23 protein-coding genes and 2 tRNA genes are annotated in these 22,284 nt (G+C 57.0%); 8 read left to right on the forward strand and 17 right to left on the reverse strand.

The genetic code is table 11. The annotated features are described in order from the left end of the window. The first annotated feature begins 87 nt into the window (after positions 1–87). The gene (locus HKD40_RS16085) at positions 88–939 is read left to right on the forward strand and encodes a fumarylacetoacetate hydrolase family protein (protein WP_169196800.1); all 852 of its coding nucleotides are present in this window, start codon (positions 88–90) and stop codon (positions 937–939) included. Between the two features lie 122 nt (positions 940–1,061). Here HKD40_RS16085 and HKD40_RS16090 read toward each other — a convergent pair whose 3' ends face one another. Next, positions 1,062–2,009: a carbohydrate kinase gene (locus HKD40_RS16090; protein ID WP_169196801.1), complete on the reverse strand. Its 948-nt coding sequence runs from the start codon at positions 2,007–2,009 to the stop codon at positions 1,062–1,064. 77 nt (positions 2,010–2,086) lie between these two features. Further along, entirely contained in the window at positions 2,087–3,709 is a 1,623-nt protein-coding gene (locus HKD40_RS16095) for an ABC-F family ATP-binding cassette domain-containing protein (protein WP_169196802.1), read from the reverse strand. A 260-nt stretch (positions 3,710–3,969) separates the two neighbouring features. On the opposite strand from HKD40_RS16095, the gene HKD40_RS16100 reads away from it, so the two are divergent. The 4 genes from HKD40_RS16100 to HKD40_RS16115 all read left to right on the forward strand — a co-directional run bounded on the left by HKD40_RS16100 (position 3,970) and on the right by HKD40_RS16115 (position 7,236). Further along, positions 3,970–4,506: a TRAP transporter small permease subunit gene (locus HKD40_RS16100; RefSeq protein ID WP_248306107.1), complete on the forward strand. Its 537-nt coding sequence runs from the start codon at positions 3,970–3,972 to the stop codon at positions 4,504–4,506. Beyond that, positions 4,506–5,897 carry a TRAP transporter large permease subunit gene (locus tag HKD40_RS16105; protein WP_169196804.1) on the forward strand — a complete coding sequence of 464 codons (1,392 nt, stop codon included), beginning with the start codon at positions 4,506–4,508 and terminating at the stop codon, positions 5,895–5,897. The genes HKD40_RS16100 and HKD40_RS16105 overlap by 1 nt, the downstream gene beginning before the upstream one ends. A gap of 57 nt (positions 5,898–5,954) precedes the next feature. Continuing rightward, on the forward strand, positions 5,955–6,581 hold the full coding sequence (locus HKD40_RS16110; RefSeq protein WP_169196805.1) for a (d)CMP kinase: 627 nt from the start codon (positions 5,955–5,957) through the stop codon (positions 6,579–6,581). 85 nt (positions 6,582–6,666) lie between these two features. Further along, a complete protein-coding gene (locus tag HKD40_RS16115) occupies positions 6,667–7,236 on the forward strand; it encodes a dihydrofolate reductase family protein (protein WP_169196806.1) in 570 nt (189 codons plus the stop codon). Between the two features lie 2 nt (positions 7,237–7,238). Here HKD40_RS16115 and HKD40_RS16120 read toward each other — a convergent pair whose 3' ends face one another. Beyond that, the gene (locus tag HKD40_RS16120) at positions 7,239–8,144 is read right to left on the reverse strand and encodes a sensor domain-containing diguanylate cyclase (RefSeq protein WP_169196807.1); all 906 of its coding nucleotides are present in this window, start codon (positions 8,142–8,144) and stop codon (positions 7,239–7,241) included. 188 nt (positions 8,145–8,332) lie between these two features. After that, positions 8,333–9,436, reverse strand: a complete 1,104-nt coding sequence (locus HKD40_RS16125; RefSeq protein ID WP_169196808.1) for a TRAP transporter substrate-binding protein — start codon at positions 9,434–9,436, stop codon at positions 8,333–8,335. 225 nt (positions 9,437–9,661) lie between these two features. Here HKD40_RS16125 and HKD40_RS16130 point away from each other — a divergent pair, with 225 nt between their 5' ends. Beyond that, positions 9,662–10,054 (forward strand): hypothetical protein, encoded by a 393-nt coding sequence (locus HKD40_RS16130; protein WP_169196809.1) that lies wholly within the window; start codon positions 9,662–9,664, stop codon positions 10,052–10,054. A gap of 42 nt (positions 10,055–10,096) precedes the next feature. On the opposite strand, the gene HKD40_RS16135 is transcribed toward HKD40_RS16130, so the two are convergent. The 6 genes from HKD40_RS16135 to HKD40_RS16160 all read right to left on the reverse strand — a co-directional run bounded on the left by HKD40_RS16135 (position 10,097) and on the right by HKD40_RS16160 (position 14,470). Further along, positions 10,097–11,278, reverse strand: coding sequence for an alpha-hydroxy acid oxidase (locus HKD40_RS16135; protein ID WP_169196810.1), 1,182 nt, complete (start codon positions 11,276–11,278; stop codon positions 10,097–10,099). A 124-nt stretch (positions 11,279–11,402) separates the two neighbouring features. Then, complete coding sequence (gene modB, locus HKD40_RS16140; RefSeq protein WP_169196811.1) at positions 11,403–12,074, reverse strand: molybdate ABC transporter permease subunit; 672 nt, start codon at positions 12,072–12,074, stop codon at positions 11,403–11,405. Between the two features lie 124 nt (positions 12,075–12,198). Beyond that, complete coding sequence (modA, locus tag HKD40_RS16145; protein WP_169196812.1) at positions 12,199–12,921, reverse strand: molybdate ABC transporter substrate-binding protein; 723 nt, start codon at positions 12,919–12,921, stop codon at positions 12,199–12,201. A 66-nt stretch (positions 12,922–12,987) separates the two neighbouring features. Then, complete coding sequence (locus HKD40_RS16150) at positions 12,988–13,365, reverse strand: winged helix-turn-helix domain-containing protein (protein WP_169196813.1); 378 nt, start codon at positions 13,363–13,365, stop codon at positions 12,988–12,990. A 12-nt stretch (positions 13,366–13,377) separates the two neighbouring features. Beyond that, the gene (gene eda, locus HKD40_RS16155) at positions 13,378–14,013 is read right to left on the reverse strand and encodes a bifunctional 4-hydroxy-2-oxoglutarate aldolase/2-dehydro-3-deoxy-phosphogluconate aldolase (RefSeq protein ID WP_169196814.1); all 636 of its coding nucleotides are present in this window, start codon (positions 14,011–14,013) and stop codon (positions 13,378–13,380) included. 73 nt (positions 14,014–14,086) lie between these two features. After that, positions 14,087–14,470, reverse strand: a complete 384-nt coding sequence (locus tag HKD40_RS16160; RefSeq protein ID WP_169196831.1) for a RidA family protein — start codon at positions 14,468–14,470, stop codon at positions 14,087–14,089. Between the two features lie 102 nt (positions 14,471–14,572). Here HKD40_RS16160 and HKD40_RS16165 point away from each other — a divergent pair, with 102 nt between their 5' ends. Next, positions 14,573–14,869, forward strand: a complete 297-nt coding sequence (locus HKD40_RS16165) for a GNAT family N-acetyltransferase (RefSeq protein WP_169196815.1) — start codon at positions 14,573–14,575, stop codon at positions 14,867–14,869. On the opposite strand, the gene HKD40_RS16170 is transcribed toward HKD40_RS16165, so the two are convergent. The 7 genes from HKD40_RS16170 to HKD40_RS16200 form a co-directional block, all read right to left on the reverse strand. After that, complete coding sequence (locus HKD40_RS16170) at positions 14,866–15,906, reverse strand: DUF3298 domain-containing protein (RefSeq protein ID WP_169196816.1); 1,041 nt, start codon at positions 15,904–15,906, stop codon at positions 14,866–14,868. The genes HKD40_RS16165 and HKD40_RS16170 overlap by 4 nt on opposite strands. A gap of 63 nt (positions 15,907–15,969) precedes the next feature. Then, positions 15,970–16,566: an alpha/beta hydrolase gene (locus HKD40_RS16175; protein WP_169196817.1), complete on the reverse strand. Its 597-nt coding sequence runs from the start codon at positions 16,564–16,566 to the stop codon at positions 15,970–15,972. Positions 16,567–16,649: 83 nt separating this feature from the next. Continuing rightward, positions 16,650–17,159 (reverse strand): hypothetical protein, encoded by a 510-nt coding sequence (locus HKD40_RS16180; RefSeq protein WP_169196818.1) that lies wholly within the window; start codon positions 17,157–17,159, stop codon positions 16,650–16,652. Between the two features lie 13 nt (positions 17,160–17,172). Further along, complete coding sequence (gene lptD, locus HKD40_RS16185; RefSeq protein WP_169196819.1) at positions 17,173–19,470, reverse strand: LPS assembly protein LptD; 2,298 nt, start codon at positions 19,468–19,470, stop codon at positions 17,173–17,175. Between the two features lie 271 nt (positions 19,471–19,741). After that, positions 19,742–20,410, reverse strand: coding sequence for a GGDEF domain-containing protein (locus HKD40_RS16190; protein WP_169196820.1), 669 nt, complete (start codon positions 20,408–20,410; stop codon positions 19,742–19,744). A gap of 314 nt (positions 20,411–20,724) precedes the next feature. Continuing rightward, positions 20,725–20,801: transfer RNA gene (locus HKD40_RS16195), tRNA-Met, on the reverse strand. A gap of 164 nt (positions 20,802–20,965) precedes the next feature. Next, positions 20,966–21,042, reverse strand: a tRNA-Met gene (locus HKD40_RS16200). A gap of 197 nt (positions 21,043–21,239) precedes the next feature. Between HKD40_RS16200 and HKD40_RS16205 the strand changes: the two genes are divergently transcribed. Next, positions 21,240–22,277, forward strand: a complete 1,038-nt coding sequence (locus HKD40_RS16205) for an aldo/keto reductase (RefSeq protein ID WP_169196821.1) — start codon at positions 21,240–21,242, stop codon at positions 22,275–22,277. Positions 22,278–22,284: the final 7 nt, after the last annotated feature.

Here is a 22,284-nt window from a genome sequence, read left to right on the forward strand (position 1 = left end):
TCGAACCGAACGGATTTTCCGTCTAGCGGCCTCGACACGCTAACATGTTAGTTTGTAAGACAGAGCCAAGTTCAAGGGAGACCTCATATGAAACTTCTGCGCGTAGGTGCTAAGGGCGCCGAAAAGCCAGCGATCCTCGCATCTGACGGGTCGATCCGTGATCTATCCTCTGTCGTCGATGACATCGCCGGTGATGTTCTCACGCCTGCCGGTCTGGCCAAGATTGAAAAGGCCGACCTCGCTGCGCTGCCGACGCTTTCGGCGAGTGAACGCATCGGCCCCTGCGTCGGGCGCGTTGGTAAGTTCATCTGCATTGGCCTCAACTACGCCGATCACGCCGCTGAAACGGGCGCACCGATCCCAGCTGAGCCGATCATCTTCATGAAGGCCACCAGCGCCATCATCGGCCCCAATGACGACGTCATCATTCCAAAGAATTCGATCAAGCCGGATTGGGAAGTCGAACTCGGCATCGTCATCGGCACTGAAGCGCGCTATGTCGAGCTTGAAGACGCGATGGATCACGTTGCAGGCTATTGCCTGATCAATGACGTGTCCGAGCGCCACTTCCAGACCGAACGCGGCGGCACTTGGGATAAGGGCAAAGGCTCCGACACCTTCGGCCCGATTGGCCCATGGGTCGTCACCAAGGACGAAGTCGCAGATCCGCAGAACCTTGGAATGTGGCTCGAGGTTGACGGCAAGCGCTACCAGAACGGCTCCACCAAGACCATGATCTTCGACGTCAAGACCATTGTCTCCTACGTCAGCCAGTTCATGAGCCTACAGCCAGGCGACGTCATTTCCACCGGTACCCCTCCAGGCGTCGGCATGGGCATCAAGCCAGAGCCCGTTTGGCTCAAGCCGGGCAATGTCATGCATTTGGGCATCGACGGTCTTGGCGAGCAACGCCAGAACGTCAAAGCTTACACCGCCTAAGGCCAAAGCTGACATGGCAAATTATAAAGGGCCCCATCGGGCCCTTTTCTTTTCAATGCGCTTTTCAACCTTCCTTTTACGGAGAGGTTAGGTGAAGGGGCCCATCAGCGAGCCCCCAAGACCTAAAGTTCCGACATTACCTGCTCAACTTCGGAACGGGTCGGCGGCTGGCAGCCCGTACGACCGCAATTGATCCCAGCAACTACCGCACCGAATTCCAGCATGTCTTCCAGCTGCTCATCGTTGAGCGACAGCAGACTATGCGCCTTGAGCACGTCGGCTTCGTAGAGCCAGGTCAGAATGCCTGCCATCAAACTATCCCCTGCCCCAACCGTGTCCCCAAAAACCGGCGGCGAATAAATCGGTGCTTTCGCATGACCAGCATGGGAGAAAGCAATTGAGCCCCCCTCGCCCAGCGTCACCACCACCAGTTCGCTATTGGGGCGCGAGAGCAGTTCCTTTGCATGCTCTTCGATGGAGAGCCCCGGCGAGAGCCAATCATGGTCCTCTTCGGAAAGCTTGATAATGTGCGCCAGATCGAGGAAACGCGACAGGCGCTGGCGGTAGCCGGCCTCATCATCGACCAGCTTTTCACGCACATTGATGTCGATAGAAATGGTTGCGCCTCGACCGATTGCCGACTTCACCACCTCGTCCCAAACCACAGCGTCTTCGGCCAAAATGGGGCAGAACCCACCGATCTGGAACAGCTCAAGCGTGCTGGGGAGCGCCTTCAGCAGACTGTCGCGCGTAAAGGCCCGATCTGCCCCACGCTCAAACACATATGAGGCCTGCATCTTTTCATTGAAGGAAACAATCGCCTTGGTCGTCGGTGCAGCAACGCGCTCCTTGACCAAAACCTCCACCCCCGCCGCCGCCAAAGGCTTGAGCAGCATGTCGCCATATTCATCTTGGCTGATGGGGCACATGAAGCCGGACTTATTGCCCAGCTTGGCGATAGCAATCGCACAGTTCATTGGTGACCCACCGGGTAGAGCCTGCCGGTCTGCATCCGGCGCGTTTGACACCGGCACCAGGTCTACGAGGCTCTCTCCACCCACAACGAACATGCATATCTCCCAAAACACAGTCTCGTTTCGGGAGATACCACTTTGTCTCTTGCCTCACCAGTAAGGGCGACGCTGAATTAGCTGCGCAGACCAGGCGCTTCCTGACCAGTCGCCGTCACATATTCGGTATAGCCACCGCCATAGGTGTGCACGCCTTCTGGCGTCAGCTCCAAAACGCGGTTCGACAGCGCGGCGAGGAAGTGGCGATCGTGGCTGACGAACAGCATCGTGCCTTCAAAATTCGACAGCGCCTCAATCAGCATTTGCTTGGTCTGAATATCCAAATGGTTGGTCGGTTCGTCGAGCACGAGGAAGTTTGGTGGATCAAACAGGATCAGCGCCATAGCCAGACGCGCCTTCTCGCCACCCGACAGCACCCGACACTTCTTTTCTATGTCGTCGCCCGAGAAGCCAAAGCAACCGGCCAGCGCGCGCAGTGGAGCCTGACCAGCCTGCGGGAAATGATACTCCAACGTCTGGAAAATCGTGCTGTCGCCATCGATGGAATCCATCGCATGCTGGGCGAAATAGCCCATCTTAGTGCTTGGCCCACGACCCACCGTGCCCGCATCAGGCTCGGTCGCACCTGCAACCAGCTTGAGTAGGGTCGACTTACCAGCGCCATTGACGCCCAAAATGCACCAGCGTTCCTTGCGGCGCACATGGAAGTCGAGGTTCTCGTAAATTACCTTAGAGCCATAGGCTTTGTTCACGCCCTTCACGAGCACAATGTCTTCGCCCGAACGTGGCGCAGGACGGAACTCGAAGGCGACAACCTGCTGACGCTTTGGCGGCTCGACGCGGTCAATCTTATCGAGTTTTTTCACGCGGCTCTGCACCTGCGCGGCGTGGCTCGCACGGGCCTTAAAACGATCGATAAAAGCGATTTCCTTGGCCAGCATCGCCTGCTGACGCTCAAACTGCGCCTGCTGATTGCGGTTGGCGATCTCGCGCTGGCTTTGGTAAAATTCGTAATCACCTGTGTAGGTGGTCAGAGTACCCGCGTCGATCTCGAGGATCTTGTTGACGATGCGGTTCATGAACTCGCGGTCGTGCGATGTCATGAGTAGCGCGCCAGCATACCCCTTGAGGAAAGTTTCGAGCCAAATCAGGCTTTCAAGGTCCAAGTGGTTGCTCGGTTCGTCGAGGAGCAGCACGTCTGGGCGCATGAGGAGGATACGGGCGAGAGCCACGCGCATCTTCCAACCGCCCGAGAGCTTACCCACATCGCCGTCCATCATCTCTTGGCTAAAGCCAAGACCGTCGAGCACTTCGCGGGCACGACCGTCGAGCGAATAACCATCGAGTTCTTGGAAGCGTCCCTGCACATCGCCATAACGCTCGATGATCGTGTCCATTTCGTCGGCTTTGTCCGGATCAGCCATAGCCGCTTCCAGCTCCGCCATTTCCGCCATCAGCTCACTAACCGGGCCCGCGCCATTCATCACTTCGGCCACCGCCGAACGACCCGACATTTCGCCCACGTCCTGATTGAAGTAACCAATCGAGGTGCCGCGATCGACCGAAACCTGACCTTCGTCAGGGCTTTCTTCGCCGGTAATCATCCGGAAGAGCGTGGTCTTCCCCGCGCCGTTGGGACCGACGAGACCGATCTTTTCGCCCTTCTGCAGCGCCGCCGACGCTTCGATGAAGACAATCTGCTTGCCGTTCTGCTTGCCGATACTTTCGAGGCGGATCATGGGGAGGCCTTAGGGAAGAAAACTGGAACCGCCCCTAAATCATCCGCGTCCTCATCAAGCAAGCCCCCTCAACCAATTGTTGCGCCTCGGCAAGACTATGCCGCATGCGGAACGGATTTTATCTAAACCGTTCACTTATCAAGTTGACCACACACAATCATCAATGCTCAATCAAGTTGAGGAGATTGTCCGCACACTAAATGCGGACAAAATGGTTAGAGGGGGGAACGGAATTGCAGGCTTTGGCCGCACTGGTCCGGTTGATCAGTTCTATTAACTGGCTGGTAGGCCAGATTTTATCCTGGCTCGCACTGGCTTGCGTGCTGGTTTGCTTCACCGTGGTAGTTCAGCGCTATTTCTTCCATGTCTCCATCCTATGGATGCAGGATCTTTACGTCTGGCTCGCTGGCGCCATGTTCACCGGTGTCGCTGGTTTCGCGCTTCTGCGCGACGATCACGTCCGCGTTGATATTTTCTATCGCCCGGCGACTTTGCGCAGCAAAGCTTGGCGTGATCTGTTCGGCGTGGTTTTCTTCCTGCTACCCTTCATGTGGATCGTCATCCAGTATTGTTGGCCAGCTGTTCGCCGCTCGTGGAGCTATTATGAGGGCTCCGCCAATATCGGTGGCATGCCCGGCCTTTTCATTCTCAAAAGCTTCATCATCGTCTTCGCCATACTGGTCATCCTGCAAGGCATTGGAATGGCGGCGCGCGCCATTCTCGTCTTACGCGGCAGCGAAGCGCTGCTGCCTGAGAACCTGCGCTACAAGCTTGATGACGTGAAGGAAGCCCACTGATGGATCCCGTACTTCTTGGAGAAATCCTCGCCGGGACGATGTTCCTCGGCGTCATCGGCGTGCTGATGCTCGGCTTTCCCGTAGCGTTCTCGCTCGCTGGAACTGCTCTCATTTTCGGCCTCGTAGGTTGGTGGTTTGGCGTCTACGACCCCTCCAACTATGGCTCTCTGGCTGGGCGCTATATCGGCTTGATGACCAACGAGGTCCTCGTTGCGGTGCCGCTCTTTGTCTTCATGGGTGTGGTGCTGGAAAGATCCGGCATTGCCGAGCAATTGCTGCTCACCATGGGCAAGCTTTTCGGCAACCTTCGCGGCGGCTTAGCCCTGTCGGTGATTTTGGTTGGGGCCTTGCTCGCTGCGTCCACTGGCGTTGTCGGCGCCACCGTCGTCACCATGGGCCTGATTTCGCTGCCCGCTATGACGCGCGCTGGTTATGATCCAAAGCTGGCAACCGGCGTCATCTGCGCCTCCGGCACTTTGGGCCAGATCATTCCACCATCGACCGTGCTGATCTTCATGGGCGATATGCTCTCGGGCATTAACGCGCAGGTGCAAATGTCCAAGGGCAATTTCGCTCCAGAACCCGTATCGGTGGGCGCACTGTTTGCCGGTGCTATTATCCCCGGCCTACTCTTAGTGGCGCTATACGCGCTTTATGTGATCTTCGTTGCCATTACCAATCCGCAAGCCGCTCCGGCAACGCCGGTTCCAGCGAGCGAAAAAGATGGGCTCATGCGTGAAGTTGTGGTGGCACTCGTCCCACCGCTGCTGCTGATCATTGCCGTGCTTGGGTCCATTCTCGCTGGCGTCGCGACGCCCACTGAGGCGGCGTCGGTTGGATCGGTTGGCGCAATGCTCTTAGCGTTGATCCGTCGTCGGCTCGACTTTGGCGTCTTAAAACAGGTTGTCATCTCCACCGCCTCAATCACCTCTATGGTGTTCATTATTCTCTTTGGCGCAGCGGTGTTCTCCATCGTGTTCCGTATGATGGGTGGCGAAAACCTCGTTCATGAATTCCTGTCTTCCATGCCTGGCGGCACGATGGGGGCGATTGTCGTGGTGATGCTCGTGATGTTCCTCTTGGGGTTCATCTTGGACACCTTCGAAATCATCTTTATCGTCATCCCGATCACCGCCCCCGTGCTGCTCACGCTCGGCGTCGATCCTATCTGGCTAGGGGTAATGGTGGGTGTGAATCTGCAAACCAGCTTCCTCACGCCGCCTTTCGGCTTTGCCCTCTTCTATCTGCGCGGCGTAGCCCCGCCGTCCGTCACCACGGGCACGATCTACCGAGGCATCATTCCTTTTGCATGCCTCCAGATTCTTGCCCTTGTGATCCTCTACATGTTCCCAGACATGATCACTTGGTTGCCCAAAATGCTGTACAACTAAGATCTGGCATAAATGGCGGCGTCTCTAGACGCCGCCATATCTCCGCGCGGAGGTTGAATGGTCGACACGTCACTAGACCATTTGGTCAAGCACCTGACCGGTCGAGCCCAGACGCACTCGCAACCCCTCGTTTTGGCCATCGATGGCAGAAGCGGCGTTGGCAAATCAACGCTCGCAACAGGCCTCGCCACTCGCACCAACGCGCTGCTGATCTCAGGAGACGACTTTTACCGCGGCGGCGTCACGCTGCGCCATGACAGTGCCAAAGAGCTCACAGAGGATTGCATTGATTGGCGGGCACAGCGGCGCATCTTAACGACACTGCGAAACCGCGCAAACGCCCACTACTACAGCTTTGATCGGGCTGCTTTCGATGGCTCCCTGGCCGCCACACCAGTGCATCTCTCCCCGCGCCCTCTCATTATTCTCGAAGGCGTTTACTCGGCCCGGCCCGAACTCTCCGACCTCATCGACCTAGCGCTCTTAGTCGAGGCGTCGCCCCCGCTACGGACCAAGCGCCTCATCGCCCGCGAGGGGACTATTGGGCCATGGGAGCGCCAGTGGCATCGCGCCGAGGATTGGTATTTTGGGCAGGCGGCACCAAGCAATCGCTTCGACTGCATCGTCGCGTCACGCCCCAAATCTTGGCTCGTTCTGCGCCCCTTCCCCATCGACGCCGCCTGAGCCCCAACGCAGCGGTCAGAATCTGCGTTTACTTCGCGCCGTGATGACGTCATGCTCCCGTTGTTCAGCAATGCGATCAACGATCATGGCCACGATAATTTCGACCGCCTTCATGTCTCTCGATGGTGTGGTAGAAGCCCCCGGCGGCGAACCTGGCTACCGCAATTCGGGCTGGACCTTCCAAGACATCGACTTTGTCGAAGACGCCTATGCGATGAAAAGCGAAGAGCAATCCGTGTCGGATGCGATGCTGCTCGGCCGCCACAGCTACCAAAGCTTTGCTCCTATTTGGCCGGGCATGACGGAAGAGTTCCCCCGCTACAATGCGCTGCCCAAATTTGTCGTCTCCACGACGCTTGATGAGAGCGATCTGGTCAATAATTGGGGCGCCACGACCATCCTGCGCTCGATCGAGGACGTCGCCACTCTCAGATCCCATTTTAACGGCACGCTGATCATCCACGGCAGCGCCACCCTCACCCGCGCGCTAACTGATGCTGGCCTTATCGACCGCTACCACTTGCTGGTCTTCCCGGTCCTACTGGGTGCGGGCAAGCGCCTGTTCAGCACCACTGACAAGCCCAAGAAAAACCTCAAGCTGCTCAGCGCTGAGACCTATTCCAACGGCATTCAAAAGCTAGTCTACGAGGCCTAGCTTTATCCCCGCACCCGCGTCGGCTTGCGCTGGTTCTTCATCGCATACATCTGGCTGTCCGCCCTGCGGAAGAAGCTCATCAGCTCTTCATTGTCTTCTAGCCGAACCACGCCCATCGACACGCCCACTTCCATGGATTGACCCGCGATGGCCATAGGCGCGGAAACCGCCTCAATAATCTGCTCCAACCGTTCCTCAGACACAGCTTGCGGTGTCACCCGGAACAAAATGGCAAATTCATCGCCGCCAATGCGGAAGACATAGTCTTCGGCTCGCAAGGTCTGCGCGATCCGGTCGGACACGGTTTGCAACACTTCATCGCCCGCCGCATGGCCGTGGAGATCGTTGATTGCCTTAAAGCCATCAAGGTCGAGAAGCGCCAGCGTCGGCCGCCCATAGTCGCAGCCTCGCTCCACCGCCTCTCGCAGCTTTTCGTCAAACGCCAGCCGATTGGGCAGTTTGGAAATGACGTCAGTTCGCGCCAGCTTCGCCAGCGCCTGCTCATGTGCCCTTTGCTCGGCCATACGCGCCGATATATCGACGATGATCTCGACGTCATATTGCACACCATCGATAATGCTGCGCTGGGCCGAAATCAGCGTCGGCACGATTACCCCGTCCGCCCGGTGGATTTCGACATATTCCCCGACATAGCCACCCTCAGTCGCCAGCCGTCGATGCCGCCGTATCCGCGCCTCATCCTCGCGCACCGCACTCTCGGCCACCTTCACACCCTTAAGGTCTGCCCACTGACGCCCAACCAGCCGCAAATAGGCTTCGTTGACGCGCAGATACTGAGAATCCCTTCCGCTACTCGTCGAGATCGACATCGCGATAGGTGAGATTTCAAACATGCTCGACAACAGCGCATTCAAAATTTCTGAGGGAATATTGTCTTCGCTATTCATTCTGAAAATCCACGTCGAAATTTCAATATTTGTACTCTGCGGGATGAAAGTAAATCTTTGACTGCTCAACACTTGCCCACCCCCGGGAGTGTTTGCGCGGCAAGAGTGGTTTCCAAGATCAACCGACAGGACAAAAAACATCGGGGCCCTCACGAGCCCCGATGCTACCGGTCAAAAATCCGCCCGACTTACGCGTCGAACTTGATGTATTTTTCGCGTGCCGCCAGATACGGCATGTCGGTGCCTTCGGTACGTTCGCGTAGCAAGTTGAACGCCGAAACAAAGCTTTCCGCTGTTTCCTTGGTGAGTGCATCACCACCGGAACGGATTTCCGCGATCAGTTCCATCGACGCCTTAGCGCCAGCTTCAATGATCTCTTCTGGGAAGCGCTTGACCTGCACGCCATGCTCCTCGACGAGCGCACGCAGCGCGCGCGGATCGTTGGCATACATGTCGGAAGACACGTCGTCATAAGCCGCCTGAATACAGGCCTTGACGATTTCCTGAATGTCTTCTGGCAGGGCCATGAATTTGGCCTTATCCACCGCCACCTCGGTGGCCAAGCCCGGCTCGACGAAGCTTGGGAAGTAGTAGTTCTTGGCGATCTGATAAAAGCCCAGCGCCAGATCGTTATACGGACCAACGAACTCAGCCGCGTCCAATGTTCCCGACTGGAGCGCCGCAAAGATTTCGCCGGCGGCAAGATTGGTCACCGACGCACCAAGCTTACCCCACACCTGACCACCAAGGCCCGGCGTGCGGAAGCGCAGCCCCTGCAGATCGGCAACGCCGGTCAGCTCATTGCGGAACCAGCCACCGGCTTGGGTCCCGGTATCGCCCGAGAGAAAGCCGACGAGACCGAACTGATCATAGACCTTGTCCCAGATTTGCTGCCCGCCGAGATAACGCACCCAAGCGGTCAGTTCGCGGTTGGTCATGCCGAACGGCACGCCGGTAAAGAAGCTCAGAGCCTGGCTCTTGTTCTGCCAATAATATGGTGTGCCATGGCTCATTTCGGCCGAACCATCGATCACCGCATCGAGCGACTGCAGACCGGGGACCAATTCGCCCGCCGAGAATACTTGCACGGTCAGACGACCACCGGTTGCTTTGGTAATACGGTCAGCAACGTTCTGCGCACCAATGCCCAGGCCGGGGAAATTCTTCGGCCAAGTGGTTGTCATGCGCCAAGTAATATTGCCCTGAGCAATCGCCGGAGCGGCCAGAGTGGTCGCTGCTGCAGCGCCGATGGTTGCAACAGAAGCTGATTTGAAAAACTCACGTCTCTTCATAAATATCCTCCCTGCAAATATTCTGCTGACGAGTTTCCCGTCATGCAGATATCAATCACTAGAAAATCAATAGTCTTGAACTCTGTCCAGCGACTTGTGCGCAGCGAGTAATTTTTTAGAGAGAGAGAGCAACTTACTGTTTTTGTTAATTTCTTTGACGCTTTTTCGCACGATCAACGTTGTCCTCCCGCAGGCAGAGAGCCTGTTCACGCGGAGGACTGACCTATGCGTATGCCTAAAACTCTCGTTCTTGCTTCAATTCTGGCGCTTATCGCCGCTCCCAGCTTCGCCACGGACTATCTCGGTGGCGCGGTCAAATCCGTCGATATCGGCGGCAAATCCGTGCTGACTGGCGCGGGTGGGCTCACGCTCTATACCTTCGATAAGGATACTTCGGGCGTGTCCAATTGTTACGATGACTGTGTGGAAAAATGGCCACCGCTTTTCGCCAATGATGGCGACGCCGCCGAGGGCGATTTCACCATAGTCGACCGCACCGACGGCACCAAAATCTGGGCCTATAAAGGTGCGCCGCTCTATTACTGGGTTGATGACAAAGCCGCAGGCGACATCACCGGCGACGGCGTCGGCGGCGTTTGGCATCTTGCCATCGAATAAAGAAAACTGCGTAGCGACCCGGTGGCCGCTACGCTTCCTACCTTAGCTCTGGCCGGGTAGCCGACGCGGCGGCAGATCGACCGAATAGAGATTATGCGCGCCGATATTGCGCACATCCCGCTCGCCACACAGCGCCATGGTAATATCCATTTCGCGACGGAGAATTTCGAGCGCGCGGGTCACCCCGGCCTCACCGCCGGCCCCAAGTCCATAAAGGAAGGCACGACCAATGAAAGTGCCCTTGGCGCCCAGCGCCATCGCCTTGAGAACATCTTGCCCAGAGCGTATGCCACTATCGAGATAGACCTCTGTGTCTTTGCCCACTGCATCGACGATTTCTGGCAAAACCCGGATCGAGCTTGGCGCACCATCGAGCTGACGACCGCCATGATTGGAGACGATAACCCCATCTGCGCCATGCGCCACCGCCGCCTTGGCGTCTTCCGGGTCCAAAACGCCCTTAACAATCACCTCGCCGCCAAAGCGCTCTTTCACCCAAGCCACTTCCTTCCAGCTCAACGACGGATCAAACTGGCTTGCTGTCCATTGCGACAGGCTTGAAAGGTCGCCCCCGCCCTCGACATGCCCCACAATATTGCGGAATGAGTGGCGCTTGGTGCCCAGCATCTGCATGGCCCAACGCGGCTTGCGGGCCATTTCAAAGATAAACTTTGGCGTGAACTTTGGCGGAGCCGACATACCATTGCGCAAATCCTTGTGGCGCTGCCCCAGAATTTGCAGATCCATGGTCAACACCAACTTCGAGCACTTCGCGGCCTTCGCCCGATCAATCAACCGCTCAATGAAGGCACGGTCGCGCATCATATAGAGCTGAAACCAGAACGGCTTAGAAGTGTTTTCGGCCACGTCTTCAATCGAGCAAATGCTCATGGTCGAGAGCGTAAACGGCACGCCGAACTTTTCCGCTGCACGCGCCGCTTTGATCTCGCCGTCAGCACATTGCATGCCGGTCAGCCCCGTTGGGGCCAGTGCCACCGGCATCGCCGCAGCCTGACCGCCAAACGTCGTGGCCAGCGAGCGGCCCTCCATGTTCACGGCGACCTTCTGCTTGAGGAAGATCTTTTTGAAATCCTCTGTGTTCTGGCGATAGGTGCTTTCCGTCCAAGCACCGCTGTCGGCATAGTCGAAAAACTGCTTAGGCACACGACGGCGCGCTTCCGCCATCAGTTCATCAATGGTGAGCAGTTTATCGAGCTTGGTCATAAAATTTCTCCGGCCGAGACATTCGCCTAGCAACTAACATGTTAGTCGTCAATGTCTGTTCGCACAAAGCAAAACTCAGCACTCGCCTCGTGTCGGCACAGGCCCCGCACCGGCGCGTTTGGCCTTAGGAATTGGCGGAAAAACCACGAGAAAAACGCAAGGTCGCCATCACCACTATAAAGCCGAACACGACCATGCCCCCAGCCAGAATATGGGCTTTATCCCATTCTAATCGCTCAACGAAATCATAGAGGGCGATGGAAAGAACCTTGGTCTGACCCGGAATATTGCCCCCGATCATCAGCACCACACCAAATTCACCAATCGTATGAGCAAAGCTCATAATCGCACCGACCACATAGCCCGGCTTGGCCAGGGGCACTGCCACCCGCCAGAACCTCTGCATCCGCCGCGCGCCTAACGTATCCGCCGCCTCAAGCACCTCTTGTTCAATCGCTGCAAAACTATTGCGCAGCGGCTGCACCATAAACGGCAGCGAGCCAAGCGCCGCGCCGATGACAAGGCCTTGGAATGAAAAGGCTAAAGTCCTCGCCCCCCAAAGCCCGGCTAGTGCGCCCCCTGGTCCATATGGCCCCAGCGCCAATAGCAAATAAAACCCCAGAACTGTGGGCGGCAACACCAGCGGCAGCGTCACAATCGCCCCAACGACCTCTCGCCCCCGCCCGTTCCCATGCGCCAGCCACCACGCCAAAGGTGTCGACACCACGAGCAAGATCAACGTGACACACAGCGCCAGCGTCAGCGTTAAAACGATTGGCGAAATCAGCTCACCCATTCATTTGCCATTCTATATCTGCGCCTCAGCACATCGCTTTCTTTACCTCGCCCCTACGGGGAGAGGTCGGCGCGCAGCGCCGGGTAAGGGGGCCTTTCTTCAGGGTTAAGGCAAGCACAAAAAACTACTCCACCGAATAGCCCGCTGCCTCAATCACTGCCACCGCTTCCGCCCCGCGCAAATAGGCGAGAAATGCCTCTGCCGCATCCTTATCCTTAGCCCCACTTAGCAAGACTGCCCCCTGCGCAATCGGGCTATAGAGCTCGGACGGCACCACCCAAACATCGTCTTTGCCGATCACTTGGCTCAAGGCAACGAACCCGAGTTCTGCGCTTCCAGTTTCAACAAACTGCAAAGTTTGTGTGATGTTTTCGCCCTGCACCAATCGGTCCGCCACAACCTCGTATAATTCCAGTGCTTCAAGAGCTTCGACTGCGGCCGCCCCATAGGGAGCCGCTTTCGGATCGGCAATGGCAAGTTTTTGGAAGTCGCCTTTAAGCGGCCCTTCACCCGTTTCGAGACCGGGCGCATAGAGTGCCAATCGACCTAAGGCATAGACAAACTCCGTGCCCGCCACGCCATGACCCTCTGCAATCGCCTTCTCGACCCGTGCAGTATCGGCCGACAGGAACACATCAAACGGAGCCGCTTGGCTAATCTGCGCATAAAGCTGTCCGGTCGCCCCAAAGCTCAGCATCACCTCGTGGCCCGAATTTTTGGCAAAATCGTCGGCCAATTGCTCAGCCACTTTCGTGAAATTGGCAGCAACGGCCACATGCACTTGGTCCGCAGCGCAGGGCAAAACACCGACCAAAAGCGCCGCAACCGCAACCATCAGTTTGAACATTTCACCCCCGATATGTTTCTTCAAACATATCGATGACCGAACACCATCCCACTGGCAAGCGGATTTTCAGGCTGTTGGCTTTGCCATGGCCTCGCGCAGCGCCGTCACCTCATGGGCAATACTGCGCTGCGCACTGGCTTCCATCCGGCGATAGGCCGCCAACACCTCGCTTCCAAAGGGAGTAAGTGTGGCCCCACCCTGAGTAGGGCCACCGCGGTTGGACACCACCAAGGGCTGCCCAAAACCATCATTGAGGTCCTGCACCAGGCTCCACGCCCGTTTATAGCTCATGCCCATCGCCTTACCGGCGGCTGCAATTGAGCCCGTCAGCTCGATATTTTCGAGGAGATCGGCTCTCCCGGGGCCGACATAGGCGGTTTCCGAGAGAACAATGCGCAAATGGCCAAGCCCGTGGTCCGGAACAGGTTTTGCCGATCCGGCCACGCGACGAGGTCCTTAGCCCTTGAGCGCGCTAGCTTCGCGCGCCAGCGCTTCAATTTTGGCAAAATCGCCCGATGCCAATGCATCCGCAGGCATGATCCAGCTGCCACCAACGCAGATGACGTTGGGCAGCGACAAATAGGTCTTGGCCTTGACGATATCAATGCCACCGGTCGGGCAGAAGGTGATGTCTGGCAGTGGCGAGGCAAAAGCCTTGAGCACTGGCGCACCGCCAAGAGCTTCCGCCGGGAAGAATTTAAGGAAGGAATAGCCCCGCTCAGCGGCGGCCATAGCCTCGGTCGGGGTGCCAATACCCGGCAGGAGCGGGATGGACACGTCTTCTGCCGCATCAAGCAGGCGCGGCGACGCCCCTGGCGAGACCATGAAGCGGCAACCTGCGTCGACCGAACTCTTCATGTGCGAGGCATTGCGGACCGTGCCAGAGCCAACGATCGCGCCTGACACCTTGGCCATTTCTTCCATGACCTTGAGCGCGTTTGGCGTGCGCAGGGTCACTTCCAATATAGGCAGACCACCGGCGACCAGCGCCTCGGCCAGCGGACGGGCCTGCGCCACATCATCAAGAATAATCACAGGCACCACCGGTGCCAGCGACAGAATGGAACGAATGGCGTTTGCGTCCTGCGGCATGAACTCTCTCGCGAATGTCAGCGGTTATTCGACTAAAGTCGTTAGGCCCTGCAACACCCGAGCGCAAGGCGATTTATGCAGAACGAGGACGCTTGGCGACAAGATCAATCTCAACCAACGCGCCGACCGCCAGCGCCGTTACGCCCACAGTTGTACGTGCAGGCAGCTTGCCTACTTCGAAAAAGCTCGGCCAGAGAGCATTTAGGCCAGCATAGTCCCGTTCAAATTCGGTGAGATAGATCCGCGCCATAGTGACGTGCTCTAGCCCCAGACCAATCCCAGAAAGAACAATTTTGAGGTTTTCGACGACACGGCGCGTCTGCGCCTCAATCCCTTCGGGCAGCGGCGCGTCGGGATTGTTCGGATCAGTCGGCATCTGCCCGGTAATAAAAACCCAGCCATCCGTTTCCACCGCATGACTAAATGGGGCGACAGGACGGGGCCCGCTCGAAACCATGTGATGCAGAAGCTCGTTCATCGAAATTCCCTAAATACTGTGCAGGGGCTTTACCGCTTAGCGTCCGGCCCCCACATTAGATACCTAATCATGGAGACGATGATGGCCGACACTGAATACAATATCCAGCGCGAAACCGGCCCAACTCGTGGCCGCTACGTCATTTTTCTGGCACCCGGCGCTGAGGCAGAAATGACTTACTCCAAGACCGGTGATGGCCCTATGGTGATCGACCACACCGGGGTCCCGCGTGATTATGAAGGCCGGGGCATTGCTGCCCAACTGGTCAAGGCCGCCATCACCGATGCCCGCGAACACGGTTTTAAGATCCACCCTGTCTGTCCCTATGTGGTGGCGCAGTTCCGGCGCCACCCAGAGTGGTCCGATCTTCTCGCTTAGTGGATCGGATTGCCTTCTTTCAGTAGCGGCGCCAAATCTTCCCAAAGCAGAAAGACGCTTGGCGCACCGTAGGCATATGCGGCAACCTCATAGGGCTGGAACTGAATTTGCAGTCCCAGCTCATTGGACAAATTCCAGCGCTCAACATCGCCGACTATGTCTTCAAGCCCTTCAGATGTTGAGGATTCTGGAAACAGAATGTCACTCAGCTGCGCCTCGAGCGCTGCGGCCGTGATTTTAGCTAAATCGAGCGTCCAATTCTTGCCCTCGAACACATCATCCGCCGAAAGAAAACGGCCTTCAGAGGGTAAATAATGTCGGTAGCTTGTGCTGTACCCGCCGTGGGCGGCACCATGCGGATACCATTGCGAACTCACCTCAAACGAGATGCGGTCGTTCCAGTGCAATTGCTGCAGGCCAATCGTTACCGTAGCGTCTTCGCCACCTGGCGCATCATCGCCTTCAAGGTCCGTCTCGCCAACCGATGAAAGCTCTTCCCCCAAGTCCCTAAGAGCTTTGTTCAGCCCCGGCACAAACTCTGCATCGCTATCAAACTGAACAATGGTCAATTCATGCTGCCCCACAGGCCAGCGGAAATCAGGCTCCTCTTCGATGTAGCTATCGATGTAGCTGGCATAGGTCGACACCGGATAGAGACGATGGCCATTTACAATCCGGCTCATTTCCAGCGCCCGAAGGCGGGAGGAATAAATCTGATTGAGGCACCAGACCATGCGCTCATCAAACGTGCCGTTGGTCACGGTTTCATTGTCACCCGAGCAAGCGCGCTGCGCATAGGAGAGCCAATCCTGCTGGCTCTTTTTCACCGCCGCTTCGGCACTGGGCGACAGCCCCGCTAGGGAGAAAGCATAGGCTTTCGCTAGCCGCTCATCCGCAGCGCTGATTTCTGGATTGTCGCAAATCGCCTTTTCGAATGGCGTGCTGGCCTTGCTGCAATCAAAGCTCGCCGCCCATGTCGGCCCTGTGGTGAGAGAGGGAAGAACTAGAAGCGACAGGGCAGGCAATAAGCGGATCATCAGCTACTCCTCAATAAGTGAGGTGAAGCCTAACCGCGCTTTGCCTGCCCGTCACCCTCTCGCCTAGGCCAAGAACTGCTGAGTAACGATCAACTCTTCCTGCCGCACCTCGTGCCCGCCCTCATGGAAGACAAGTTTGGTCGCTGCGCCATTGGCCTCAAAATACTGTGCCAAGCCCTCAGTCACCGATGCCGACGCCATGGGATCGCGTCGCCCAGCCGTGATCAACACCTCGGCCTTGGTCAGATCGGCCGGAGCCGGCGTAAACGGGATGAGCGGGTGCATGAGCACACTGGTATCAAACAGGTCAGGGTGATTAAATTGCGCATTGGCCAAAATATTGGCGCCGTTAGAATAGCCAAGGCCGATCACTTTGCTCGGGCGGTTTGCACCAATCTGCTCGCGTATGAAGGCGGCCATAGCGTCCGTGCGCAGGGCCAAATCGGCCATGTCGTAAACGCCCTCACCCGTGCGCTTGAAATAGCGCAGGGCTCCATGTTCACTGACATCACCACGTGGCGCCACGCGGCGTGCGCCCGGAAGCAATTGTCCGGCCAAGTCAAAGAACTGGTTTTCGTCGCCCCCGGTCCCATGGAACAAAAAGATCAGCGGCGCATCAGCGCTCGCCCCATCCGCTGAGCGAAAATGATACTGTGACATAGCGATACTCCTGAGCTGTGCTCAGAATATCGGGCAAAGGTCCGTTCTCACAATGGGCGAACACCGTCACGCACTGTTGCCGATTAGCGAACAGGCACCATTTGACCGGGTCGGTAGCCTGCCAAAATCGCAGCACGTAACGAGTCAGCAGTGCTCGCAGCAGCCAATTCCTGCGTGCCCTTAGCGGATTCCTGCTCGTTCACCGTCAGTTTGCCGCTTTGGAACGCCGTACCCGTCACGCGTGTGGTCTGGAACAGCACAGTCTCGCCCTGCGTAATCGTCACTGAGCCAGCAACCTCAAGGTTCGATGGCCGCGCGATCGCAAAGGCAGTGGACATCGAGTTTTGCTGCCCCCCCTGACCTGCTGACACCTTCAAAATTGGATCGTTCACGCTCGCGGGACCAGGGAAGGCCACTTTGAGGCGGTTGACGATGATCTGTTCCATACGGTTGGTCGGCTCAGCGAACTGGAAGCTCGCGCTGCTCATCCCGCCAGCAGCATTGGTGCCATAAACCGGCGCGAAACCCGAGCATGCGCTCAGCGCCACACTGATCATAACCGGGGCCAGAACAGTCAGAAATCGCTTCATCATCGTTCCGGTCTCCTTACTGCGCCACACCCGGCAGCTGCACATTGCCCGAATAGCCGAGATTGAACCCAGCGGGCGACCGCAGACGGAAAGTTGCAACAGCACGCATATCGTTGGCTGTGGAGTGAGTTGGGCCAGTACGCGTAATCTGCCCACCAATCAGCACATAGCCGTCGTCGTATTGCAGTCCGCCGCCCACCTGCAAGAAGCTATTGGCACTCAAATCCCAATAGGCATTACTGGTAACCGACCAGTAATCGGCGATCGGCACGCGCACTTCCGCGCCCACTTCATGCATGTCACGGATATTGCCAGTGAGCGGGGTCGCTTCTGCATAACGATAGTTGAGCGCACCACTCCAACCGTCTTGAGCGTAGCTCAGACCAAGGCCCGCACGAGCGATTGAAAGGTCCGCATTGTCGACCTGCACCTTCCCGCCGAATTTCAATTGATTGGCCAGTGCCCCATAAACGCCGAGGACGCCGTAGGACGCATCAGTCTCAAGCCCTGTCCCCACGCCAACTTGCTGACGATTGGCAGCTGCGAAAGCATTTTCGCCCGCCAATTGATAGGACTGGCCACCGATCACTTCGAGGTAGCTGCCGTCATTAAGGCTCGCCATATAGCGCCCGCCGACGTTCAACCGTAGCCCACGCTCCTGTTTATCGATCCCAGTGAAGCGATTGTAGGAGAACAGTGTGCTGTCATCAAACATCACACTCTGAGAGTCTTCGTTGGTAATCCCCGGCTGGCTGTTCGCAGCGCCGCGATAGACGAGCTGAGCAATCGGCTCAACGAGATGTGTTACGCCGGTGTTATACGACACGAGTGGATATCGCACATCCACGGCGGCAATTGGGGTCAGGCCGAACAATGTCTGCTCGTCTGGCGCATGGATCGACGGCGATTTGCCATCATAATTGGCCGCGTCAGCGCGCACGCCCAAGAATGGCGTCACCGCCGCACCACCGAAAATATACTGGTTCTGCCAATTGGCCTCGACCATGCCGTGGAAACGCGTCCCCGCATAACCATAGTCATATGGCACACCATTGGCCGACGTGGAGTAGTCACGCTCACGGTAGATATTGAGCATACGCCCATCGACTTCAACGCGCCCTGCCCCCGGCGGCAGGTCAAACGTGCGTTCAAGGCGTAGATTTGGCAGCGCCATGCCCTGTTGCTGCCGTTCCTGCTCTAGGTTGTCGCCGAGCACGTTGAACTGCTGCACGCGCGCGTCGACATAGGTGTCTTCGGTCAAATGCGTGGCATAAACTTCGTTGATGCTGGCACGGCGAACTTCGACGTCATAATCTTTGTAAAACGCGTTGTCGGTGGCCGCCGCATAGGCAAATCCCACAACCCACTTTTCGACCGGTACAAATTCACCAGCCGTCTGCAGCGCCCCACGCCATTCGCGTTTCGCATCGGCGAACGTAAAGGCACTGTCATCGCCTTGACGCAGACCCGTTGCCTTGACCGAAATCCGGCCATTGTCAAAACGCTGGACCCATTCCGCTCCAAGCATAAAGCCCTGACGGCTCATTAAGCGGGGCGAGAGAAGAATATCGGTAGAGGCGGTCGAATAAGCCTTAAACGGCGCATCAATGCGCACACCATGGCTATCGGTAAAGGTCACTGTTGGCTGCGGTAGCCAATCCATATCGAGATTTGGGAGCCACAAATAGGGCAACCAAGCAATCGGCATACCCAGAACGGCTAGGCTTGGCTGCTCGAAAGCATGCGAGCCATCACTTTCATCCTTGGTGACCTTATTGGCGTGCATGGACCAGCCAATGCGCCGCCCCTTGTCATCCACACACTCACCGCAAGGCGTGTACTTGGCATTATCCAGAACAGTCTTGAGTGCCTGGTCGTAATCGGCGTGGTCAGCCGTAATCTGGGAACCATCATAATTGGTGATGGTCAGCGAATCGAGAACTGCCTTTTTGAACTTGTCGGTCAGCTTCAGGGTCGGGCTGCGCGACACGTTCCCAAAAGGGTCAGTCAGCGAAACATTGCCACGAACATCCATCTCACCGTTGGCACGATCATAAACCAGTTGATCGCCCGTCAGCACATAACCATCAGCGCGCACCACGACATCGCCGCGCGCTTCAATAATATTAGTCGTGTTGTTGAAGGTGAGTTGCTGCGCTTCCACAGCGGTTGGCGCATTAGGATCAACCGGGCTGTTGAAGAAATTGGTCGGCACCAATCCCTGAGCATAAACAGGCGCAACACCCGCCAGCGCGATGCCAGCGAGCAAGACCAGCGCAGTCCGCTCTAAGATTTTGCCCCGTGCCTGCTTCAACAGATACAGCCTTTCTCACCAGGCATTGCCTGCTTGGGAGGGAAGGCTCCCTCACTTTAACGCACACTTCCGAAGTGCTGAATGACTCAGAAAAATCGGATCTTGTTAAAGTACCTTCCATTGCCTAGAGGGGCAATCCGCATTCTACAGATCCCCCCTGCCTATGGATAACAGATCGTTTCCAAATGCAGGTTTTGCGCGAGTTTGAACAACTCTCCGCCTCGCCGTCGCGGAATTTTATCGAGACCTGTGGCCAATTTGCCAGAAGATATCAGCTTTCACGCGCCTTCACCGCGCCACCGCGTTCGCGCTTAGCCCCGTATAGACCAACATCAGCTTCCATAAGTGCAGTGGCAAAATCCAGATATTGACGCGTCGGCGTGACGCCCACGCTCACTGACGCACGCTCCTCATCCACTTTCGATATGCGGCGGAACTCCAGCGCGACCTGCTTGTCGATTTCCACCTGCCAACGCAGCGCCTGTTCGCGACTGGCATTGGGCACGTAAGCGCAAAACTCATCGCCACCGATCCGCGCCACAAGACTCTCCTGGGGCAAGACTGCAGAGAGCGCCTGCGCCACCGCCATAATCACATGATCACCGACAGCATGCCCGAATTGGTCGTTCACCTGCTTGAGCAAGTCGACATCGGCGACCAAAAACACCCCGTTCACATTATGCCCCGTGGCGAGCTCAAATTGCGGAATGAAAGCACGCCGGTTGAGCAGACCCGTCATCGGATCAGCCATAGCCTGACGCGACAGCTCAGCACTTTTGCGCAAAAGCGCACCATAGGACTGCTCCAAGGCGTCGAGAGTGTTGAAATACACCAGCGCGATAGGAAAGGCCGTCACAAACGGCATGACCAGCCGAATAGCCACCGTAACATCGTCAGCTTCGACACCCATATAGGCGCGAATTGCGACAGAAATCGACATTGTAAATGCGGTCGTCAGCGCTGCGACTTTGGCAGCCTGAAACAGGACACGCCGGGACGGCAAATGCATATTCGCTAGCTACTCAAGTTTTCCTGCGCTGAGCAGTCAGGTTCAAAGCTCAAAGGACCCCCAACTCCTTATTGAGCAGATCGCAGTGTCATGCAATTGCGCTCAATGACGCGACGCCCACTCGCGTGGACACTAATCCTTGATCAGGCAAAACACCGCAGAACGCACCGCCACGACTTGCAACTCAGAACCAACCCGCCAAAACGGAAAACCCCAGTCCTCTTTCGAGAAACTGGGGTTTTGTTTGGTTGCGGGAGCAGGATTTGAACCTGCGACCTTCAGGTTATGAGCCTGACGAGCTACCGGGCTGCTCCATCCCGCGTCAATCACTGTGCCTTGCGGCGTCGTGTGAGCTTCATATAGGGAACCAAATGCGCCGCCGCAACCCCACCCAAAAGTTGCCCACAGGCTATCTTCGCACCAAAGTAATGCATGAACCCAAAAGGGAAAACCCCAGCTTCTCTTTCGAGAAACTGGGGTTTTATTTGGTTGCGGGAGCAGGATTTGAACCTGCGACCTTCAGGTTATGAGCCTGACGAGCTACCGGGCTGCTCCATCCCGCGTCAACCACAGTGCCTTGCGGCGCGGTGTGAGGGGGTTATAGGCGGCATAATTGCAGACCACAACCCTCCAATTTCAAAATCACGACGGATTTAATCGCGTCTGTGGACAAACATGGACGCCAAGGCGCCTTTGTGCGCTTTTCCCTAGGCCAAAGCTGGTTTAGCTTTCGCGCAATTCGAGCGACTTGGAATTTCATATGCGTTTAAAACAGCTTGGCCATACTGACATTACCGTCACCGACATTTGCCTCGGCACAATGACATGGGGCAGCCAGAACACCGAAGCCGAAGGCCATGCCCAGATCGCCATGGCCAAGGACGCCGGCATCACTTTTATGGACACGGCCGAGATGTATGCCGTTCCCGCCAGCCCCGCGACGAGTTTTAAAACCGAAGAGATAATCGGTAATTGGTTCGCCCAAAATGGCGACCGCGAGCATTGGGTCCTCGCCAGCAAGATCGGCGGCCCAGGCCATCGCCATATTCGTGACGGCTCCGCCCCTTCCAGCATCAGTTTTGCCCAAGCACTCGAGGGCAGCCTTGAGCGTCTCCAAACCGACTACCTCGACCTTTACCAAATCCACTGGCCAAGCCGCCCGCACTACCACTTCGAAAACTATTGGAAGTTTGCGCCGGAAAAACACGATCCCAAGCAAACTCTCGACCACATGGCAGACGTGCTCGGCGCGATCAACGCAGCTTTGGCGGCGGGCAAAATCCGCTCCTGGGGGCTCTCCAATGAGAGCGCTTGGGGCCTGACCAAATGGGCACAGCTTGCCGATCAGATGGGTGTCGACCGCCCCGTCACCGTGCAGAACGAGTACAATCTTCTGCGTCGCAATTATGATCATGACCTGGCGGAAGTGACCCATCACGAAAACATTGGGCTCTTGGCCTATTCGCCTCTCGCCGCGGGCGTTCTGACCGGCAAATATTTTGACGGCGCGACCCCCAAGGGGAGCCGCAAAGAGTATCAAAAGGGCCTTTGGCGCTTGAACGACTACTCAGAGGCCGCGACCAAACGCTATCACGCCCTCGCCCAACAGCACGGCCTTGATCCCGTTGCCATGGCGATTGCCTTCTGCACCACCCGTCCCTTCGCCACTTCGACCATCATCGGCGCGACCTCCACCGAGCAACTCGCCCAGTGTCTTTCGGCCAAGGATCTGGTGCTCTCACCCGAAGTCCTCGCGGATATCGAGACCATCCATCGCGACATGCCTCGTCCGATTTAATCGGCTC

Source organism: Devosia sp. MC1541 (assembly GCF_012847305.1).
Lineage (GTDB): Bacteria > Pseudomonadota > Alphaproteobacteria > Rhizobiales > Devosiaceae > Devosia.

Coding starts and splice junctions, on each gene's coding strand:
- HKD40_RS16085 (WP_169196800.1), top strand. CDS start 88: ATGAAACTTCTGCGCGTAGGTGCTAAGGGCGCCGAAAAGCCAGCGATC.
- HKD40_RS16090 (WP_169196801.1), bottom strand. CDS start 2,009: ATGTTCGTTGTGGGTGGAGAGAGCCTCGTAGACCTGGTGCCGGTGTCA.
- HKD40_RS16095 (WP_169196802.1), bottom strand. CDS start 3,709: ATGATCCGCCTCGAAAGTATCGGCAAGCAGAACGGCAAGCAGATTGTC.
- HKD40_RS16105 (WP_169196804.1), top strand. CDS start 4,506: ATGGATCCCGTACTTCTTGGAGAAATCCTCGCCGGGACGATGTTCCTC.
- HKD40_RS16110 (WP_169196805.1), top strand. CDS start 5,955: ATGGTCGACACGTCACTAGACCATTTGGTCAAGCACCTGACCGGTCGA.
- HKD40_RS16115 (WP_169196806.1), top strand. CDS start 6,667: ATGGCCACGATAATTTCGACCGCCTTCATGTCTCTCGATGGTGTGGTA.
- HKD40_RS16120 (WP_169196807.1), bottom strand. CDS start 8,144: ATGAATAGCGAAGACAATATTCCCTCAGAAATTTTGAATGCGCTGTTG.
- HKD40_RS16125 (WP_169196808.1), bottom strand. CDS start 9,436: ATGAAGAGACGTGAGTTTTTCAAATCAGCTTCTGTTGCAACCATCGGC.
- HKD40_RS16130 (WP_169196809.1), top strand. CDS start 9,662: ATGCGTATGCCTAAAACTCTCGTTCTTGCTTCAATTCTGGCGCTTATC.
- HKD40_RS16135 (WP_169196810.1), bottom strand. CDS start 11,278: ATGACCAAGCTCGATAAACTGCTCACCATTGATGAACTGATGGCGGAA.
- modB (WP_169196811.1), bottom strand. CDS start 12,074: ATGGGTGAGCTGATTTCGCCAATCGTTTTAACGCTGACGCTGGCGCTG.
- modA (WP_169196812.1), bottom strand. CDS start 12,921: ATGTTCAAACTGATGGTTGCGGTTGCGGCGCTTTTGGTCGGTGTTTTG.
- eda (WP_169196814.1), bottom strand. CDS start 14,013: ATGCCGCAGGACGCAAACGCCATTCGTTCCATTCTGTCGCTGGCACCG.
- HKD40_RS16160 (WP_169196831.1), bottom strand. CDS start 14,470: ATGGTTTCGAGCGGGCCCCGTCCTGTCGCCCCATTTAGTCATGCGGTG.
- HKD40_RS16165 (WP_169196815.1), top strand. CDS start 14,573: ATGGCCGACACTGAATACAATATCCAGCGCGAAACCGGCCCAACTCGT.
- HKD40_RS16170 (WP_169196816.1), bottom strand. CDS start 15,906: ATGATCCGCTTATTGCCTGCCCTGTCGCTTCTAGTTCTTCCCTCTCTC.
- HKD40_RS16175 (WP_169196817.1), bottom strand. CDS start 16,566: ATGTCACAGTATCATTTTCGCTCAGCGGATGGGGCGAGCGCTGATGCG.
- HKD40_RS16180 (WP_169196818.1), bottom strand. CDS start 17,159: ATGATGAAGCGATTTCTGACTGTTCTGGCCCCGGTTATGATCAGTGTG.
- HKD40_RS16190 (WP_169196820.1), bottom strand. CDS start 20,410: ATGTCGATTTCTGTCGCAATTCGCGCCTATATGGGTGTCGAAGCTGAC.
- HKD40_RS16205 (WP_169196821.1), top strand. CDS start 21,240: ATGCGTTTAAAACAGCTTGGCCATACTGACATTACCGTCACCGACATT.